This is a genomic window from Nocardia cyriacigeorgica, from assembly GCF_029868385.1.
GTDB lineage: Bacteria > Actinomycetota > Actinomycetes > Mycobacteriales > Mycobacteriaceae > Nocardia > Nocardia cyriacigeorgica_F.
Genome location: NZ_JARWNX010000046.1, coordinates 17711 through 36702 on the forward strand (window position 1 = coordinate 17711; position 18992 = coordinate 36702).

Genomic DNA, 18992 nt, shown 5'->3' on the forward strand with positions numbered 1-18992 from the left:
CGAGCAGCGCGAATCGAACATGGGCGGTGTGAGGGCGGGTCCGCGGATCCGCGACTGGCACCGGGAGTACCGCGAACTGAATACACGGTCGGTCTCATGGCCGGTCGGCGAGGTTACCCGCGTCGGTGCCCGTCTCGAGCGGGCCGGGCGCAACCCTAGGAAGGAAACACTCCGATATGACCACAGAGGCCTACATTTTCGAGGCCATCCGCACCCCGCGCGGCCGCAACAAGAAGGGGTCGCTGCACTCGGTCAAGCCGATCGACCTCACCACGGGTCTGGTTCAGGAGCTGCGCAACCGCTTCCCGAACCTCGATGAAGACCGGATCTCGGATCTGATTCTCGGTGTCGTTTCCCCGGTCGGTGACCAGGGCGCCGATATCGCCCGCACCGCCGTGCTGGCCGCCGGTCTGCCCGATACCGTCGGCGGCTTCCAGCTCAACCGCTTCTGTGCCTCCGGCCTCGAGGCCGTGAACCTGGCCGCGCAGAAGGTCCGCTCCGGCTTCGACGACCTGGTGATCGCCGGTGGCGTCGAGTCCATGTCGCGGGTGCCGATGGGCTCCGACGGCGGCGCCTGGGCCATGGACCCGGCCACCGCCTACGACACCTACTTCGTCCCGCAGGGTGTGTCCGCCGACCTGATCGCCACCATCGAGGGCTTCTCCCGCGATGACGTCGACGCCTACGCGGTGCGCTCGCAGGAGCTGGCCGCCAAGGCCACCTCCGGCGGCTACTTCGCCAAGTCGATCGTTCCGGTCAAGGACCAGAACGGCCTCGTCGTCCTCGACAACGACGAGCACATGCGTCCCGGCACCACCGTCGAGGATCTGGCCAAGCTGAACCCCTCCTTCGCCGGTCTCGGCGAGATGGGCGGCTTCGACGCGGTGGCGCTCCAGAAGTTCCACTTCGTGGAGAAGATCAACCACGTCCACCACGGCGGTAACAGCTCCGGCATCGTCGACGGCGCCGCGGTGCTGCTGATCGGCACCGAAGAGGCGGGCAAGGCCTCGGGTCTGACCCCGCGCGCCCGCGTCGTCGCCACCGCGACCAGCGGCGCCGACGCCACCATCATGCTGACCGGCCCGACCCCGGCCGCGAAGAAGGCACTGGCCAAGGCCGGTCTGACCATCGAGGACATGGACCTGGTCGAGATCAACGAGGCCTTCGCCTCGGTGGTGCTGAAGTTCCAGAAGGACCTCCAGGTCCCGGACGAGAAGCTGAACGTCAACGGCGGCGCGATCGCCATGGGCCACCCGCTCGGTGCGACCGGCGCGATGATCACCGGCACCATGGTCGACGAGCTGGAGCGCCGTAACGGCCGCTACGCGCTGATCACCCTGTGCATCGGCGGCGGCATGGGCGTGGCCACCATCATCGAGCGCGTCTGACCTCCCGACCGACCGACATTCACAAGGAGAACGAAACTGTGAGCGAGACCAACATGATCGGTTGGGAGCAGGATTCGGACGGCATCGTCGTACTGACGATGGACGACCCGAACCAGGGCGCCAACACGATGAACGACCTGTACAAGAAGTCGATGTCCGAGACGGTCGCGAAGCTCGAGGCCGAGAAGGACAACATCACCGGTGTGGTGCTGACCTCGGCCAAGAAGACCTTCTTCGCCGGCGGCGACCTGAAGAACATGATGAAGACCGGTCCGGGCGACGCGCAGCGTCTGATGGACGAGCTCGGTGAGATCAAGGGCGCGCTGCGTCGGCTCGAGCTGCTCGGCAAGCCGGTCGTCGCCGCCATCAACGGCGCCGCGCTCGGCGGTGGCCTGGAGATCGCGCTGGCCTGTCACTACCGCATCGCGGCCGATGTCAAGGGCTCGCAGATCGGTCTGCCCGAGGTGACCCTCGGCCTGCTGCCCGCCGGCGGCGGCATCATCCGCACCGTGCGCATGCTCGGTCTGCAAGGCGCCCTGATGGGTGTGCTGTTGCAGGGCCAGCGCAACAAGCCGGCGAAGGCCAAGGAGATCGGCCTGGTCAACGAGCTGGTCGGCACCGTCGAGGAACTGGTCCCGGCCGCCAAGGCGTGGATCAAGGCCAACCCCGAGGGTGGCGTGCAGCCGTGGGACAAGAAGGGCTTCAAGATCCCCGGCGGCACTCCGTCGAGCCCGGCCTTCGCCGCGAACCTGCCTGCCTTCCCGGCCAACCTGCGCAAGCAGATCAAGGGCGCCAACATGCCCGCGCCGCGCGCGATCATGTCGGCCGCGGTCGAGGGTTCGCAGGTCGACATCGATAACGCCTCGCTGATCGAGTCGCGCTACTTCGTGAACCTGCTGACCGGCCCGGTCGCCAAGAACATGATCCAGGCGTTCTTCTTCGACCTCCAGTCGATCAACAACGGCGGTTCGCGTCCGAAGGATGTCCCGAAGAAGGACATCAAGAAGATCGGCGTGCTCGGCGCGGGCATGATGGGTGCCGGTATCGCCTACGTCTCGGCCAAGGCCGGATACGACGTCGTGCTCAAGGACGTCACCATCGAGGCGGCCGAGCGCGGCAAGAACTACTCGGAGAAGATCGAGGCCAAGGCCCTCTCCCGTGGCCGGACCACCGAGGAGAAGTCCAAGGAGCTGCTGGCCAGGATCACCCCGACCGCGGATGCGGCCGATTTCGCCGGTGTCGACTTCGTGATCGAGGCTGTCTTCGAGAACACCGAGCTCAAGCACAAGGTGTTCCAGGAGATCGAGGACATCGTCGACGCGGACGCCCTGCTGGGCTCCAACACCTCCACCCTGCCGATCACCGGTCTCGCGACCGGCGTGAAGCGCCAGGAGGACTTCATCGGCATCCACTTCTTCTCGCCGGTCGACAAGATGCCGCTGGTGGAGATCATCAAGGGTGAGAAGACCTCGCCCGAGGCGCTGGCGCGGGTGTTCGACTACACCCTCGCGATCAAGAAGACCCCGATCGTCGTCAACGACAGCCGCGGCTTCTTCACCTCGCGCGTCATCGGCACCTTCGTCAACGAGGCGATCGCCATGCTCGGCGAGGGCATCGCGCCCGCGACCATCGAGCAGGCGGGTCTGCAAGCCGGTTACCCGGCCGCGCCGTTGCAGCTCTCGGATGAGCTGAACATGAAGCTCATGCTGAAGATCGCCAAGGAGACCGAAGAGGCCATCGCGCGTGGTGAGGTCACCATGGGCAAGCAGCGCCATCCCGCCATCGACGTCATCGAGTTCATGGTGAATTCGGGTCGTCCGGGTCGCCTGGAGAAGGCCGGTTTCTACGAGTACGACGAGAACGGCAAGCGGACCGGCCTGTGGGGCGGTCTGGCCGAGCACTACAAGTCGACCATCGATTTCGGTGTGCCGATCCAGGATCTGATCGACCGCATGCTGTTCATCGAGGCGATCGAGACCCAGAAGTGCTTCGACGAGGGCGTGCTGGAGACCACCGCCGACGCCAACATCGGCTCCATCTTCGGCATCGGTTACCCGGCCTGGACCGGTGGTGTGCACCAGTTCATCGTCGGTTACCCGGGCGGCCAGGAGGCCTTCGTGGCCCGCGCCGACGAGCTGGCCAAGACCTACGGCGATCGCTTCGAGGTCCCGGCCTCGCTGCGTAAGTAGTACACGGCCGCGATCGGTCCGATCGCGAACGGCAAGGCCCGTCACCGTATTTCACGGTGGCGGGCCTTCGCCGTCACCGGGCCGGTGGGGCGGATCACATCGGCACCGGAAGTTCACCCGGAGGTTCGCCGCGGCCGATAACGTACGGTTCCGTGGCAGTACGTGGACGGATGATTCGGCGGCAGGCCGCGGTGGCCGCGACGGTGGCGGCGACGACATTCGGGCTCGCGCCCGGCGCATCGGCGGCTCCGGGCTCCGCGGTCCGGCTGCTCGGTGAGCAGATCGTGCCCCACGCCCTGGATTTCCAGGGCACGGTGGTGGGCGGTCTGTCCGGCATCGATTATCGGCCGAACACCGGCGAATACGTTGTGATCAGCGATGACCGTTCCGAACGCGGGCCCGCCCGGTTCTATACGGCGCGGATCGGCGTCGACGAGGGCGGTGTGCATCCGGTGACGTTCACCGCGACGCATCCGCTGCGCACCGCCGACGGTGCCGAATATCCGCCGACGACCGTCGATCCGGAAGAGATCCGCGTCGACCCGCTGTCCGGTGACTACTTCTGGACGCAGGAGGGTTCGGGCGCGGTGTATCCCGATCCATCGGTGCGCATCGCACGGCCAGACGGCACCTTCGCCGGTGAGCTGCCGATCCCGAACAACGAACGGGTGCTGCCCGATTCGGGCCCACGCCCGAACGCGGTGCTGGAGGGCGCGAGCTTCGCCGCGGGCGGCTCGCTGTTCGTCACGGCGGTCGAGGGCCCCCTGCACCAGGACGGTCCGGAGGCGAGCGTCGCTTCCGGCGCGCTGTCGCGGATCACCGTGCAGGCCCGATTCGGGCCGGTGCTCGCGCAATACGCCTATCCGATGGAGCCGGTGTTCGCCGAATCCAGTCCCGAACCCGGTCGCGGCGGCAATGGCATCGCCTCGATCCTTGCGGTCGATCCGCTGGATCCGGGGAAATTCCTGGTCCTGGAGCGCGCCTACGTCGACGGTGTCGGCAACAAGATCAGGCTCTTCGAGGCCGACCTCGCCGGTGCGACCAATATTCTCGATACTCCCATCGACGATGCCGTGCCCGTCGCCAAACGCCTGCTCGTCGACCTCGCCGATATCGGCCTGTCGGCCATCGACAACGTCGAGGGCATGACCTGGGGTCCGCGTCTGCCCTCCGGTGAACGGACGCTGGTGCTGGTGAGCGACAACAACTTCACCGAACAGCAGGTCAGCCAGGTCATCGCGCTGGCAGTGCCCGACTGACACGGCAGCCCCCGGAGCGGAAGGGTTCCCCACTCACCCCGCCCTGATCCGATCGCCCGCCACGCGGGGCGGGAAACCCACCCACACGGTGCCGCACCGAGCTACGTTGGAGTATGCGCAAGGATTTTCGGCCCGCGGCCCTCGCTCGCGAGGCGGGAACCGAGCGCATGACGGCCGTCGGGCAACTCCGCTCGACCGCCCGAGAACAGGATGTGCTCGTCGGCCGCCGATTCGTCGGGAGTGCGAGGTGGTGACATGGATCCACGGGCGCGTACGGGCCACGAGAGGCGCGGTGCCGTCTCCGATACGGCGCGCTGGCGACCCGAACCCGCTTCGGACTCGGTAGAACCCGCGACCGACGCCGATGCCGAACCGGCGCAACCAGCTGCGGATTCGGCGCGCCCGGACGGCTCGGTGTCAGGTCCCGGCGCTGCCGCCCGTCCGTCCGCCGATGACGGCGCCGCACCGGCCGATGCCGAACCGGCGGGTCCGGACACTCAGGAGAACAATCCCATCGCCATCGAAGACGAACTCGAGGCCATGGGTCTCGGCGGTGCGCGCGAGATCGGGCACGGCGGCTTCGGCGTCGTCTACCGGTGTGTACAGCGGGCGCTGGACCGGGTCGTCGCGGTGAAGGTGCTCTCCTCCGATATCGATGCCGAGAGCCGCGAGCGGTTCCTGCGTGAGGAACACGCGATGGGCCGGCTCTCCGGTCATCCGAATATCGTCGACATCCTGCAAGTGGATGTGACCGCCACCGGACGGCCGTTCATCGTGATGCCCTATGCCACGCGGGGCTCCCTCGAGGTCGTCGTCCGGGACAACGGCCCGCTGAGCTGGTCGGACACCCTGCGGGCGGGGGTGAAGCTCGCCGGCGCGATCGAGAGCGCGCACCGGGCGGGCATACTGCACCGGGATGTGAAACCGGCGAATATCCTGCTCAGCTCCTATGGCGAACCGCAGCTCACCGATTTCGGCATCGCCAGAGTGCCGGGTGGGTTCCGCACTTCGAGCAGCATGATCACCGGTTCACCCGCGTTCACGGCCCCCGAAGTGCTCAAGGGGGACGAGCCGACCGTCCGCTCGGATGTGTACGGGCTCGGCGCGACACTGTTCGCGCTGCTCACCGGCCATGCCGCGTTCGAACGTCAGGCGGGGGAGAAGGTGGTGGCCCAGTTCCTGCGGATCACCACCCAGCCGGTACCGGATCTGCGTGAACAGGACATCCCGGCCGATGTGGCCGGCGCCATCGAACACGCCATGGCGCAGAATCCGCGTGACCGCCCGGCCTCGGCCTACGAGTTCGGCGAAACCCTGCGCGCAATCCAGCGCGCGCACGGACAACTGGCCGATGAGATGGCGCTGCTCGACACCGAGGACGCCGCCGAGGCCGCGGCCGCGCCATCGGCCAACCGGACCGGACCCGCCGTCACCGCCCGGCGCAGCGGACCGCTCAATCTGAGCCCACCGACCCCGCGCCCCGGCTACGACCCCTCGCCGACCACCACCCTCCCGCCGACCGCGGCGACCAAGTTCCGGCCGCCCACTCCGGCGCGGGAACCGGTCCAGCGCACCCGGCTGCTGGACATCCTGCGCACCGGCGGACGGCGCAGGCTCGCGGTGATCCACGCGCCCGCCGGCTTCGGCAAGAGCACCCTTGCCGCCCAATGGCGCGGCGAACTCACCGCTGATGGTGTCGCGGTTGCCTGGATCGGTATCGACAGCGATGACGACAACGAGATCTGGTTCCTCGCCCATCTGATCGAGGCGATCCGGCGCGTGCGTCCCGATATCGGCACCGGATTGGATCAGGTGCTCGAAGAACAACCCGCCGATGCCGTCGCGTATGCGATCTCCACTCTCATCGATGATGTGCACGCGGGTGGCGCCACCATTGTCGTCGTCATCGACGACTGGCATCGCATCACCGATTCCGGCACCCGCCGGGTGATGGATTCACTGCTGGACAACGGCTGCCATCATCTGCGGTTCGTGGTGACCAGCCGCGACCAGTCCGGGCTGCCGATCAGCCGGATGCGGGTGCGCGACGAACTGGTCGGGATCGGCTCGGCCGAACTGCGCCTGACTCGCGAGGAGACCAGGCAGATCCTGGTGGACCGCAACCACTTCACCCTCGACGACGCCCAGATCGATGAGCTGCACCGCGCCACCGACGGCTGGCCCGCCGCCGTGCAGATGATCAGCCTCGCCCTGCGCGGCAATCCGGACCCGGCGCCGCTGATCCAGCATCTGGCCGAGGGCGGCCACGGGGTGCGCGAATATCTGGCCGAGAACGTCATCGACGCACTCGAACCGCGCATGGTCGATTTCCTCACCGCCATCTCGATCGCCGAGAAGGTCTCGGGTTCGCTGGCGGCGGCGCTGTCGGACGACCCGGAGGCCGAACATCTGCTCGAGCAGGCCGAACAGCGTGAACTGTTCGTGCGGCGAGTCGAATACGACCCGGAGTGGTTCCGGGTGCAGCCGCTGTTCGCCGAAGAGCTGCGGGCGCGGCTCGAACGTACCGATCCGGCGCGGGTCAAGGCCCTGCACCGCAAGGCCGCCCGCTGGTACGCCGAACATCAACTACTGCGTAAATCCGTCGACCACGCCATTTCGGCGACCGATCTGAAGATGGCGCTCGACCTGCTGGAAAGCGGCGGCATGGACCTGATCGACGGATCACGGCTGGCCACGCTGCTGGGCACGGTGTCGAAACTGCCGGTGCAACAGGTGGCCTCACGGTCGAAGCTGCTGATGGCGGTAGCGCGGGCCAATGTGAACCTCCAGCAGTCCGGTGCGGCGCGCAGTGCGCTCGGGCGGTTGTCGAATGTGTTGTCGCGCGGGTCGTCCGGTGACGCCGATGTGATGCGGCAACGCTGCCAGGCCGCGGTGCTCGCCGCCGCCGACCAGGTGGCGCGCGATCACACCGAGGGCGTGCTCGACAAGATCGGCGACTGCCTGGAACACCCCGACGAGCTACCGGCCTGGACCGTGTCGACCGCGGCCAACCTCACCTCGTTCGTGCGGTTGTGCGAGTTCGATTTCGACGGCGCCCGCGCGATCCAGGACTGGGCGGCCGAGTATCACGAACACTCCAAGGATCCGCTCGGCACCGTGTTCGGACTGTGCAGCCGCGGCGCCGTGGCCTACGAACAGCTCGATATCGCCACCGCCGCACGGTGTTTCCAGCAGGCATGGGAGACCGCGCGGGCGCGTTCGGGTGAGCGGTCGCATGCCGTGCGGGTGGCGGCGGCGTTGCTCGGCGAATTGCATTATCGGCGCGGTGAACTCGATGCCGCCGACCGGCTGCTGGACGAGAGCCATCAGCTCGTCGCCCGGGTCGGGCCGATCGATTTCCTGATCTCCACCTTCGTCATCGGCGCCAGGGTGAAGGCGGTGCGCGGCGATATGGCCACCGCCGCGGCCCGGTTGGCCGAGGGCGAGCGGATCGCCGTCGACCAGGATCTGCCCCGGCTGGCCGCGCACGTCCGTGCGGAGCGGATACGGCTCGGCCCGGCCGCGCAACTGCCGCGCTCGCAGACCGCGACCGGACGCTGGAACGGCGATATCGTCCGCGATACCGGCCGCTCCGGCCATCGCCTGACCGGCACCGCGGCGCTGACCGCAGAAGCGGAGGAGATCGCCGCCATCCGGGAGCTGCTGGCCGATGGTGGTATCGATGATCAGGACCGCGCGGTGCGCCGGGCGCGGGCGCTGTACGGGCGCACCCATGAACTGCATCGCCCGCGCGCCCAGCTCGACACCTCACTGCTGCTGGCCGAATGCCTGGCCGCCGCTGGCTGGGTGGGTGAGGCCGCCGCACAACTGGTGCCAGCGGTCACCACCTGCGCCGAACTCGACTGGACCCGGCCCCTGCTGGATGCGGGACCGGGCGTCGTCGCGATTCTGCGGGTACTGCGCAACGAACTCCCGGCGAACCTGCCCGCCCGTTTCGTGGACGAGCTGCTGTCCTGAGCGTGGTTACGGCTGCCACCACGGGCGCAGCGGCAGCGTATTGCGGCCGTCCGCGCCGAGCTTCACCCCGAGCACCTGATGTAGCTGCACCACATTGCGCTGGAAGCCCAACCGGCTGCCCGCCATATACAGACCCCACACCTTCGCGGTGCCCTCACCGGCCTCTGCGACGCAGGCATCCCAGTTCTCGACCAGGTTCTCGCACCATTCGGCCAGCGTGAGCGCGTAATGCTCGCGCAGGTTCTCCTCGTGCATCACCTCGAGACCCACATTCTGGATCTCGGAGATGATCCGGCCCGAACCGATCAGCTCACCGTCGGGGAACACATACCGGTCGATGAAATCACCGGCCTTGGTGGTGCGGGTGTTGTCCGGACGGGTGATGCAGTGGTTCAGGAAGAGCCCGCCGTCGCGCAGTTTGCTCTTGATGAAACCGAAGTAGGACGGATAGTTGTGCACGCCGATGTGCTCGGTCAGCCCGATCGAGGACAGCGCGTCGAATCCGGTTTCCCGGATATCGCGGTAATCGGAATGGCGCACTTCGGCCAGATCGGACAGGCCCTGTTCGGCGATCTTCTTCTGCGCCCATTCGGCCTGTTCGGCCGACAGGGTCGCCCCGATCACCTTGACGCCGCGCCTGGCCGCGTAGCGCACCATTCCGCCCCAGCCGCAGCCGATATCGAGCAGCCGGTCGCCTTCGCTCAGCCGCAGCTTTTCGAACACCAGCCGGTATTTGTTCTCCTGTGCCTGCTCCAGCGTCCAGTCCGGCTCGCCGTAACAGGCGCAGGTGTAGGTCATGGACGGGCCGAGCACATGCTCGTAGAAGGCATTGGAGACGTCGTAGTGGTGGTGGATGGCCTCGGCGTCGCGGGTCTTGGAATGGCGCAGACCCTCCAGCGCGATCCGGCGCCAGCGCGGCACCGTCTCCTGCGGCGGCGGCGGAACCGGACGCAACCGCTCCCAGCCGAGCGAGCGGGCGATGGTGAGCAGCGCCAGCGCGGACGGCCTGCGGAACTTCAGGCTGTCCATCGCCGCGAGGATCGGGTACGGGTCGCCAGGATGCACGCCGATGGCAGTCATATCGCCGGAGATGTAGGCCCGCGCCATACCGAGATCGCCGGGCGCGGTGGCCAGATAGTTGATGCCGCGCGGAGTCTCGATATTGAGCGTGAACTCCGAATCCTCCGGCCCGGTGGCGCTCCCGTCATAGGCCGTGAACCGGATGGGTACCTCGCCGTCGACCAGGGTCTCGAAGATTTCGGCAATGGTGAGCTTGGTGCCGAGATCCGCGAAAACATCGGATCGATCTTTGAATGTCGTCATTTGCGTTGCACCGCCTTCGAATACAAATCCAGCAGGCGCTGGTCTGGGTCGTAACGCTTCTTCAGTTCGATGTAGTCGTCGCCGCCGTAGAGTGCCGCGAACTCATCCTGGCCGTAGTAGGAATCCGAGTACAGCGATTTGTGACCGTCGAACTCGGTGACCGTCTGCTCGATCGCACGGTTGGCCGCGCCCTCGATCCGACCGGGTACGGTCGGCACCGCGGACCAGAATCCGACATTGACGTAGGTGCGGTCGGGCTCCAGCGGATACAGCGGCCACGGCCGCGCGGTTGTTCCCGGTACCCGCGGCTCACGCAATCGCAGCGGGCACAGCCAGATCGGCTCGATCGGAATCTCGCGCAGGAACCACGCCACGAAATCGGCGGTCCGCTCCACCGGCACCTCGATGTCCTGGACCACCCGCTCCTGTGGCGGATTGCCCTTGCGGGCCTCGAGCTTGTCGCCGATGTGATAGCGGCGGTCGAGTGCGACCAGCTTCCAATAGAAGCTGCTGCGCCGGTACTTCTTCGGCCAGAGGCGGCGGATCCGCGGGTTCTGGGTGCCGAAGGCGCGTGAGCACCAGAACCAGTCGGTGTCCCAGCGCCACAGGTAGTCGTGAATGGTGAGCCGGTCGCGTTTCGGTGCGCCGGAATCGTGCTGGATGGACCGGTAGTAGATGTCCATGCCGGTGTAATCGCTGACCGGGCCCGGCTCGTCGGTCTGCCGGCCGAGGGTCAGATAGCTCTCGTCGGCGGTGAACACCACGCCGTCGAGGTAGTCGACCCGTTCGCCGTCGTGGCTGCGTTCCTCGACGATCCTGGTCAGGGTCGCCTCGAGTTCGCGCAGGTCGTGGAAGCGCAGATGGCGCAGCGCCACATAGGGCTGCACGGTTTCCAGTTCGATCTTCAGCCTGGTGGAGTAGCCGAGGGTGCCGTAGGAGTTGGGGAAGCCGCGGAACAGGTCGGCGTCGGGGCCGTCCGGTGTGGCGGTGATGATCTCGCCCGCTCCGGTCAGCACATCCATTTCCAGCACCGATTCGTGCGGGAGGCCATTGCGGAAGGAGGTCGATTCGATGCCGAGCCCGGTGACCGCGCCGCCGAGGGTGATGGTCTTGAGCTGCGGCACCACCAGCGGGCTCAGGCCGTACGGCAGCGTCGCCGCGACCAGATCCTCGTAGGTGGTCATGCCAGCGACATCGGCGGTCCTGGCGACGGGATCGACGGCGATGACCTTGTTCAGCCCGGAAACATCGAGGCCGGGGGCGGTGTTCTTCGCCCTGGCCCGGAACAGGTTGGAGGTCTTCTTGGCCAGGCGCACGTCGGCATCGCGTGGGATGGCGCGATAGCTCGCGAGGAGGCGTTGCACGCCTTCTCGATGCGCTGCGAACCCGGATTCATATGCGGCCGGACCGTGGCCGGCCTTCCCCAACAGACTCACTGCCACTCCTCGACGCTAATACTCGCGATCATGGTCGGCCACTGTGAGGTCCCCGACTCGGATGAAATGTCACGCATATGTTGCATCGTGTTCGAACCGGCGGCGGGTGGAATTCGAGAAAGCCGTCCACGACGGGGCGCGCCGCGCGCGCCGGGAGGTGGCAGGGCAGGATGGTGCCGAGATACCGCATCCGGACAAGGAGTTCATCGTGGGACAGGTCAGCGCCAGCAGTTCGATCGTGGTGGGAGCGGATCCGCAGCGCACACTGACGGCGATCGCGGACTACGCCGATGTGCGCCCGCGCATCCTCACCTCGCACTACCGCGATTACCAGGTGGTCGAGGGCGGTCAGGGCGCGGGGACGGTGGCTCAGTGGACCTTGCAGGCCACCGAGAGCCGGCAGCGCAATGTGCGTGCCACGGTGTCGGTCTCGGAGTCCGAGGTCGTCGAACGTGACGCCAACTCGTCCATGGTCAACACCTGGACGGTCACACCCGACGCCGCGGGTTCCCAGGTCACCCTGTCCACCACCTGGCAGGGCGCGGGCGGTGTGAAGGGCATCTTCGAGGGCATCTTCGCGCCGCTGGGTCTGAAGAAGATCCAGGCCGAGGTGCTGGCCAACCTGAAGAACGAACTGGGCTGATACCGCTCGTCGTCCCGGTCGTCGTCGACGGCCGGGACGGATGTGCTCACCGGTGCTCGCCGTGTCCCTGGTTCGACGAGCGTGGCACTTCGCGGTCGGCTACCGGAGAATCAAGCCAGTACGAAAGCCAGTAGCAGGGTGGTCTGGACCGCGCCGCGCCACCAGGAGTAGCCGAACCACACTCCCGGCGTGACCTCCCGGATCTCGTCGTAGACCTGCGGGGTCGGTGACGGGGCGTAGTTGAGCGCCCAGGTGGGGGCGCCGTCGACCAGGGCGGGCGCGGTGTAGACATCGGCGCGCCAGGCTTCGATACCCGCTCCGGTGACCCGGTTCATCAGGTATCCGCCGTCCGGGCCGGTGTAGAAGGTCTTACCGATCCACAGCGCGGGCGCCAACGCTTGCATGACCGGCGGCCGGGTGACCCAGCCGTTGGTGACCCCGCTCGGCACATTGCCGCGCGGCGCGGCCTTGAAGATGGCGTCCTGCTGTTCTGCGGTGCATCGGAAACGCAGCGCATCGACGGTGGCCGCGCGGTTCGCCGGGTCGAGGACGCAGCCGCCGCCGTAGTCGGTCGCCACCGGCACCGGTTCGGCGGTAGCGGCGGGAGCGGACATCAGCAGCAGCGCCGCCGCCGCGCACAGCAGTGTGCCGAGCTTCCTGGACGTCCCCGTCATCCGGAAGTGCTTGGTCGTGCTCATGGTGATCTCGCGTGCCATCCGAGCCTCCTCGGTCTGCGTCATGCCCCCGAATCGGCGTCGAAGATCGCTGCGTGGTTGCCTATCCACGCGGTGCCTCGGCGGGTCCGCCGGGCCGCGGCGGACCTAACGCAGATCCTAGGCTCGTATCTGCGCGTGTGGGCGGGGAATCAATGGAGGTCGACGCAGTGATTCGACGGGTTCCGGGTTGGTGTCCCCGTTCCTGCTGGTCATGCCGCTCCCTAGCTGCCACGGGTTCGCTCCGGTGATGCTGGGCTCGGAACGGGCGCACACCACCGAGTCCACTAGGCTGGCGATGACACTTTCCGCGGATCGGCCGGAGAAGAGGTAACAGGCGTGCAGCCCGGTGGTCAGTTCGATATGCAGCAGATACTCGCCCAGGCCCAGCAGATGCAGGAGATGATGATGGCGGCGCAGGCGGAGATCGCCGCCGCCGAAGTCGAGGGCCAAGCCGGAAACGGACTGGTCAAGGTCACGATCAAGGCCTCGGGTGAGGTGCAGTCGCTGACCATCGACCCGAAGGCCGTCGATCCCGAGGATGTCGAAACCTTGCAGGATCTGGTCATCGGCGCCATCAACGACGCCATGACCAACGCCCAGGAACTGGCCTCGGAGAAGCTCGGTCCGCTGGCCGGTGGCGGCGGGCTGCCCGGCCTGCCCGGTCTGTGACCCACCGGAGCCGACACAGGTGTACGAGGGCCCGGTCCAGGACCTGATCGACGAATTGGGCAAATTGCCAGGCGTCGGTCCCAAGAGCGCGCAGCGCATCGCCTTTCATCTGCTCCAGGTGGAGCCGCCGGAGATCGACCGGCTACAAGCCGTCTTGCAGAAGGTGCGCGACGGTGTGCGCTTCTGCACCATGTGCGGCACGGTCGCCGACGGCGAACTGTGCCGGATCTGCGCCGATCCGCGCCGCGACCGCACCATGATCTGCGTGGTCGAGGAACCGAAGGATGTGCAGGCCATCGAGCGCACCCGCGAATTCCGCGGGCGCTATCACGTGCTCAACGGCGCACTCGATCCGCTCAGCGGTGTCGGCCCGGATCAGCTGCGGATCCGGGAGCTGCTGGCCCGCATCGGCAATCAGGAGGACGGTGTCGACGTCACCGAGGTGATCATCGCGACCGATCCGAACACCGAGGGTGAGGCCACCGCCACCTATCTGGTTCGGATGTTGCGCGATTTCCCCGGGCTCAGCGTCACCCGGTTGGCTTCGGGGCTACCGATGGGTGGCGACCTGGAGTTCGCCGACGAATTGACACTCGGCCGCGCACTGTCGGGCCGCCGCGCGCTCTAGCGCTGTCCCGGCGGGCACCGCGGCCGCGTCGCGGATTCAGATCTTCAGCCGGGTCCAGGCGACGTCGTCCAGTGTGGCGGCATCGCCCGCGGTCCACGCCCAGATCAGTTCGGCTACCCGCGCCGAATCATCGACCGTCGTGGTGAAATGCCGTTCGGCGGAGCCATCACGGTATTCCAGGATGTAGTGCGGCTCTTCGTGGTAGGTCTGGATGTATTCCTGATCGCCCCGCGACACCACCAGATACGGGTTCGGCCCGGTCAGCTCGGCCACCCAGCGGTCGGCCAGCGGTTTGGTCAGATACGGGAACTCGCCCGCGCCGCCATGCGACACGCTCACCGGCACATGACCGGCCGGATCCATCAGCCAGGTGAGCTGCGGATCGTAGACCGCGTAGTTCCGCGGTGTCGCCAATCGGAACAGCAGCTCGCGCACGAACCCGATCGCGTCGTACGGGCTGGAGACCTGCAATACCGACCCGGTGGCCGCACCGCCGACGGGCCCCGAACCGAGGAAGGTGTCCTCCTCGGGCAGTTCGTCGTTGCGCCGGTTCACCTCCGCCGCGATGTCCGCGACGATCTCGGACTGCGGCTGCCCCTGCTGGGTGGTCAGATACGCGTCCACCTCGGCCGGGGTCGTGGCCGCACCGGAGGGCAACAGGATGTGGTCGTAGCTCACCCGGCCAGGGTACGGGTGCGCGCGGACAGCGCAGAACCGCAGCGGCAGCCACCGGCCAGATCCGCGCATTCCACGAGGAACGTGTGCCGGGCGTGGTCGACATCGAAGCAGTCGGGTTCGGTGCATTCGGCAATGCGTCCGGCATGCAGTATCAGGGTGCCGTGGCAGTGGTCGAGCGCCGCCTCGCAGGACGGACAGATCGTCGCGCGCATATCGCCTCCAACCGTCGTGGTCCGTCATTCGTGCATAACACCGGTGCACACCCGCCGGTGGGACCTTACCGCCGTGCGTGTCGTGATCGGCCGCGATGTCCGGCGCGAGCGCCGTGTGCACCGGAATCCGGCCGCATCCGTGCGAGGATGACGGCCGGACCACCGTTTCGGCGCGTCCGTTTCGGCGCGGTACCGGTGAACAGGGGAGGCGCGAGGCGATGCAGGACGTACCCGGTACGCGGGCGCGGGTGGCCGCCGAGTTCGACAGATACCGGGCGGCGGGTGCCGAGGCCGGTGGCTATGACGAATGCGATCTGTCCACCGGCGGGTTCTATGACGAGCTGATCGACGCCGACGGCCGGGTGCGGCGGATGTGGTCGGAGCTGTCGGCCGACTTCGTCGAGATCGGGCCCGAGGGGCTCGACCGGCTCGACGGCCGGGTCCGCAGGCTGGTCGAGGACGACGGCATCACCTACACCGCCGCCGACGGTGCGGCCGAGCCCTGGCGGCTCGACCCGATCCCGCTGCTGGTCGCCGCCGACGAGTGGACGCGGCTGGAATCCGGTGTAGCGCAACGTAGCAGGGTGTTCGATGAAGTACTGACCGATATCTATGGCCCGCGTCGCCTGCTCACGTCCGGTCTGCTTCCTCCGGAGGTGGTGTTCGGCGGCGCCGGATATGTCCGTGCCGCACACGGGATCACCGTGCCCGGCCGTCATCAACTGTTCCTGCATGCCTGCGATATCAGCCGCTGGAGCGACGGGCAGTACCGCGTACTCGCCGATTGGGCGCAGGCGCCGTCCGGGGCCGGGTACGCACTCGCCGATCGTCGGGTGGTCTCGGCCGCGGTCCCCGGTGCGTTCGAACAGTCGAGTCCGCGTCCGCTGACCCCCTTCGCGCGTGCCCTGCGGTTGATGCTGATCGAGGCCGCGCCGATGGCCGACGCCGACGAGCCGGTCGTGGTAGTGCTCAGTCCGGGCGTGCGTTCGGAAACCGCGTTCGATCAGGCCTATCTCGCCTCGACGCTGGGTTTTCCGCTGGTGGAGAGCGCCGATCTGGTGGTGCGCGACGGTGCCCTGTGGATGCGTTCGCTCGGCACCCTGAAACGGGTCGACGTGGTGCTGCGCCGGGTGGACGCGGAATTCGCCGACCCGCTCGATCTGCGGCCCGAGTCCCGGCTCGGGGTGGTCGGGCTGGTCGAGGTGTTGCGGCGCGGTGCGGTGACCGTCGTCAACACGCTCGGCAGCGGGTTGCTGGAGAATCCCGCCCTTGCCGGGTTCCTCCCGGCGATCGCGCGGTCACTGTTCGGTGAGGAACTGGAATTGCCTGGCGCACCGTCGTATTGGGGCGGCGATGATCTCGAGCGTGCGCATCTGCTCGCCCGGTTGGACCGGCTGATCATTCGCTCGGTTGTCGATGGCGCCACGATCGTCGGGCCGCGCTTGTCCGCCGAGCAGCGGGCAGATCTCGCGGCCCGGATCGACGCCGATGGCTGGCAGTGGGTCGGGCAGGAACCAGCCCAGTTCTCGGTGGCCCCGGCGGTATACGGCGCCGGTGGTCTGGCGTCGTCGCCGGTGGGGATGCGATTGTTCGCATTGGCGCGGCGCGAGGGCTACGGCGTGATGACCGGTGGGCTCGGCCAGTTGCGGCAGCGCGTCGAACCAGGACGTTCGGTGATCGAAGTGGCGGCCAAGGACGTGTGGGTTCGCGCCGCCCCGGCCGAGACCGCCGCCATCGGCGAGCCCGGTGCCGAAGAGCGGATCCGGCCGATCACGCCGGTGGTCGAAGCGGTCAGCTCACCACGCGTGCTCAGCGACCTGTTCTGGATGGGCCGCTACGCCGAACGCGCCGAATCCCTCGTCCGTCTGCTCATCGCCACCCAAACCAATCACCAGGATTTCCGCTATCGGCCCTGGTTGGAGGGTGCGGGGTCGGTGCGGCTGCTGCTGGACGCGCTCGGCCGCACCACCGGCATCGCCTGTCCGATGGGCTCACCGGATGGCGTCGAGGAGGTTTCCGCGACGGTGACCGGCCCGCGATCCACCACGCGCCTCGGCACCGGCACCGATATGGATGCCGAGACGCTGGGAAAGACCGGGAGACAGGAGGATTCCGCAGATGGAGGCTCGGACCGTGTCGTGGAATCCGGCACCCAGACGCACACCGCGGGCGTCCACGGCTACCGGTACCTCGTCTCGCTGACCGTCGACCGTGACCGGCCAGGAACCCTCGCACATGCCATCGATCGGTACGCCTCGGCCGCGCGGGCGGTGCGTGATCAGCTCTCACCCGACACCTGGATGGTGGTCGGTGCGATGGAGCGGGCGCTGAGTGGATTCCGGGAACGCGGACAGGGGCCGGGAGCCGGAAGCGACCCGGAATCCGCGCTCGCGGCGGTGCATTCGCTGACCCTTGCCGGGCTGCTGGCGCTCTCGGGAATCGGCGCCGAGTCGATGGTGCGTGACACCGGCTGGTACGTCATGGATATCGGCAAACGCATCGAACGCGGTCTGGCGCTGACAGCTCTGCTCTCGGCGACGCTCACCGAGTCCGGTCCCACCGACGTCGACCGGGTACTGACCGAAGCGGTGCTGCGCGCCACCGAATCCGCCGTGAGTTACCGGCGGCGGCATCGTGATTCGCTGCGAAAAGCCGCGGTGGCGGGGCTGCTGCTGTTCGACGAAGGCAATCCGCGGTCGCTGGCCTATCAGCTGAACCTGATCGATACCGGTCTCGCGGCGCTGCCCGGCCTCTCGGGCTCCTCGCGGTCGCAACGCGTGCTCGCCGACGCGCGCCGGCTGCTACGGCGAGTCGACCCCGCCGACCTCGACACCACCGACGCCGCGGGTCGCCGCACCGAACTGATCGAACTACTCGACGGCGTGCACCTGCGCCTGCGCAAGGTGGCCGAATCCCTCGAGGCGACGAAACTGTCGACGCCGGTGGGGATCCAGCCGCTGTGGGGCAACACCCGGGTGGTCGGATGATCCAGACCCGCCGGTACCGCGTGCGGCACAGCACCACCTACTCCTACTCCGACGACGTCACCAGCTCCTACGGCCGCGCCTTCCTCACCCCGCGCAACAATGCCCGTCAGCGGCTGCTCGCCCACGACATCCACATCGACCCGGTGCCCTCGGATCGGTCGGTGGGTGCGGACGTCTACGGCAATATCAGCTCGTATTTCCATGTCACCGACAAACATCGGGCTCTGGTGATCAGCGCGGAATCCACGGTCGAGGTCGACCCACCCGCACTGCGCGCCACCGATATCCCCTGGGAACAGGCCAGGCCCACCGCCCGCACCGGCCCGCTCGCCGTCGAATTCACCCTCGATCTGCACCCACCCGAAATCACCGGCGAGGTCACCGCCTACGCCGCCGAATCCCTGACCCCGGGCCGCCCGCTGTCCGAGGCGATCACCGAACTCACCAGCCGCATCAACGCGGATTTCACCTACCGCTCCGGCTCCACCACCATCAGTACCCGGGTGGCCGATGTGTTCGCCGCGCGCGCCGGTGTCTGTCAGGACTTCGCCAGAATCGGCGCGGCCTGTCTGCGCTCGCACGGACTGGCCGCCCGCTACGTCTCGGGATATCTCGCCACCGATCCGCCGCCGGGACGCGAACGTATGGTCGGCGCGGACGCGACGCACGCATGGGCCGCGGCCTGGTTCCCGTCCGACGACCGTGCCGGTGACTGGATCGGCTTCGACCCCACCAACGACCAATTCGCCGACGAACGCTATGTGACCGTGGCGTGGGGCCGCGATTACGCCGACGTCCCACCCGTGCGCGGCATCATCTACACCGACGCCGCTGATAGTGAAATCTCGGTATCGGTCGATGTCGCACCGTTGGAGGTGTAGTCCAC

14 protein-coding genes are annotated in these 18992 nt (G+C 67.6%); 9 read left to right on the plus strand and 5 right to left on the minus strand.

Features of this window, described 5'->3' with window-relative positions; translation table 11 throughout:
* Nucleotides 1-176 precede the first annotated feature (176 nt).
* The 4 genes from QH168_RS13685 to QH168_RS13700 all read left to right on the plus strand — a co-directional run bounded on the left by QH168_RS13685 (nt 177) and on the right by QH168_RS13700 (nt 8814).
* A complete protein-coding gene (locus tag QH168_RS13685) occupies nt 177-1388 on the plus strand; it encodes an acetyl-CoA C-acetyltransferase (protein WP_280234998.1) in 1212 nt (403 codons plus the stop codon).
* Nucleotides 1389-1426: 38 nt separating this feature from the next.
* Nucleotides 1427-3577: a 3-hydroxyacyl-CoA dehydrogenase NAD-binding domain-containing protein gene (locus QH168_RS13690; RefSeq protein ID WP_280235000.1), complete on the plus strand. Its 2151-nt coding sequence runs from the start codon at nt 1427-1429 to the stop codon at nt 3575-3577.
* Between the two features lie 152 nt (nt 3578-3729).
* Nucleotides 3730-4836 carry an esterase-like activity of phytase family protein gene (locus tag QH168_RS13695; protein ID WP_280235001.1) on the plus strand — a complete coding sequence of 369 codons (1107 nt, stop codon included), beginning with the start codon at nt 3730-3732 and terminating at the stop codon, nt 4834-4836.
* A 255-nt stretch (nt 4837-5091) separates the two neighbouring features.
* A complete protein-coding gene (locus QH168_RS13700; RefSeq protein ID WP_280235002.1) occupies nt 5092-8814 on the plus strand; it encodes a serine/threonine-protein kinase in 3723 nt (1240 codons plus the stop codon).
* A gap of 6 nt (nt 8815-8820) precedes the next feature.
* Here QH168_RS13700 and QH168_RS13705 read toward each other — a convergent pair whose 3' ends face one another.
* Both QH168_RS13705 and QH168_RS13710 read right to left on the minus strand, forming a co-directional pair.
* Nucleotides 8821-10137, minus strand: coding sequence for a class I SAM-dependent methyltransferase (locus QH168_RS13705; protein ID WP_280235003.1), 1317 nt, complete (start codon nt 10135-10137; stop codon nt 8821-8823).
* Nucleotides 10134-11573 (minus strand): FAD-binding oxidoreductase, encoded by a 1440-nt coding sequence (locus QH168_RS13710; RefSeq protein ID WP_280235005.1) that lies wholly within the window; start codon nt 11571-11573, stop codon nt 10134-10136. Before QH168_RS13710 ends, QH168_RS13705 begins: the two co-directional genes overlap by 4 nt.
* A gap of 208 nt (nt 11574-11781) precedes the next feature.
* Here QH168_RS13710 and QH168_RS13715 point away from each other — a divergent pair, with 208 nt between their 5' ends.
* Nucleotides 11782-12216: an SRPBCC family protein gene (locus QH168_RS13715; RefSeq protein WP_280235072.1), complete on the plus strand. Its 435-nt coding sequence runs from the start codon at nt 11782-11784 to the stop codon at nt 12214-12216.
* 110 nt (nt 12217-12326) lie between these two features.
* Here QH168_RS13715 and QH168_RS13720 read toward each other — a convergent pair whose 3' ends face one another.
* Entirely contained in the window at nt 12327-12932 is a 606-nt protein-coding gene (locus QH168_RS13720; RefSeq protein ID WP_280235006.1) for a hypothetical protein, read from the minus strand.
* Nucleotides 12933-13268: 336 nt separating this feature from the next.
* On the opposite strand from QH168_RS13720, the gene QH168_RS13725 reads away from it, so the two are divergent.
* Together QH168_RS13725 and recR are read left to right on the plus strand one after the other, a co-directional pair.
* A complete protein-coding gene (locus tag QH168_RS13725; protein WP_280235007.1) occupies nt 13269-13601 on the plus strand; it encodes a YbaB/EbfC family nucleoid-associated protein in 333 nt (110 codons plus the stop codon).
* A gap of 19 nt (nt 13602-13620) precedes the next feature.
* Entirely contained in the window at nt 13621-14229 is a 609-nt protein-coding gene (recR, locus tag QH168_RS13730) for a recombination mediator RecR (RefSeq protein ID WP_280235008.1), read from the plus strand.
* A 36-nt stretch (nt 14230-14265) separates the two neighbouring features.
* On the opposite strand, the gene QH168_RS13735 is transcribed toward recR, so the two are convergent.
* Nucleotides 14266-14907 (minus strand): hypothetical protein, encoded by a 642-nt coding sequence (locus QH168_RS13735; RefSeq protein ID WP_280235009.1) that lies wholly within the window; start codon nt 14905-14907, stop codon nt 14266-14268.
* On the minus strand, nt 14904-15119 hold the full coding sequence (locus tag QH168_RS13740; protein WP_280235010.1) for a hypothetical protein: 216 nt from the start codon (nt 15117-15119) through the stop codon (nt 14904-14906). Before QH168_RS13740 ends, QH168_RS13735 begins: the two co-directional genes overlap by 4 nt.
* A 218-nt stretch (nt 15120-15337) precedes the next feature.
* Between QH168_RS13740 and QH168_RS13745 the strand changes: the two genes are divergently transcribed.
* Nucleotides 15338-18106: a circularly permuted type 2 ATP-grasp protein gene (locus QH168_RS13745; protein ID WP_280235011.1), complete on the plus strand. Its 2769-nt coding sequence runs from the start codon at nt 15338-15340 to the stop codon at nt 18104-18106.
* Nucleotides 18103-18987, plus strand: a complete 885-nt coding sequence (locus QH168_RS13750) for a transglutaminase family protein (RefSeq protein WP_280235012.1) — start codon at nt 18103-18105, stop codon at nt 18985-18987. The genes QH168_RS13745 and QH168_RS13750 overlap by 4 nt, the downstream gene beginning before the upstream one ends.
* Nucleotides 18988-18992 lie beyond the last annotated feature (5 nt).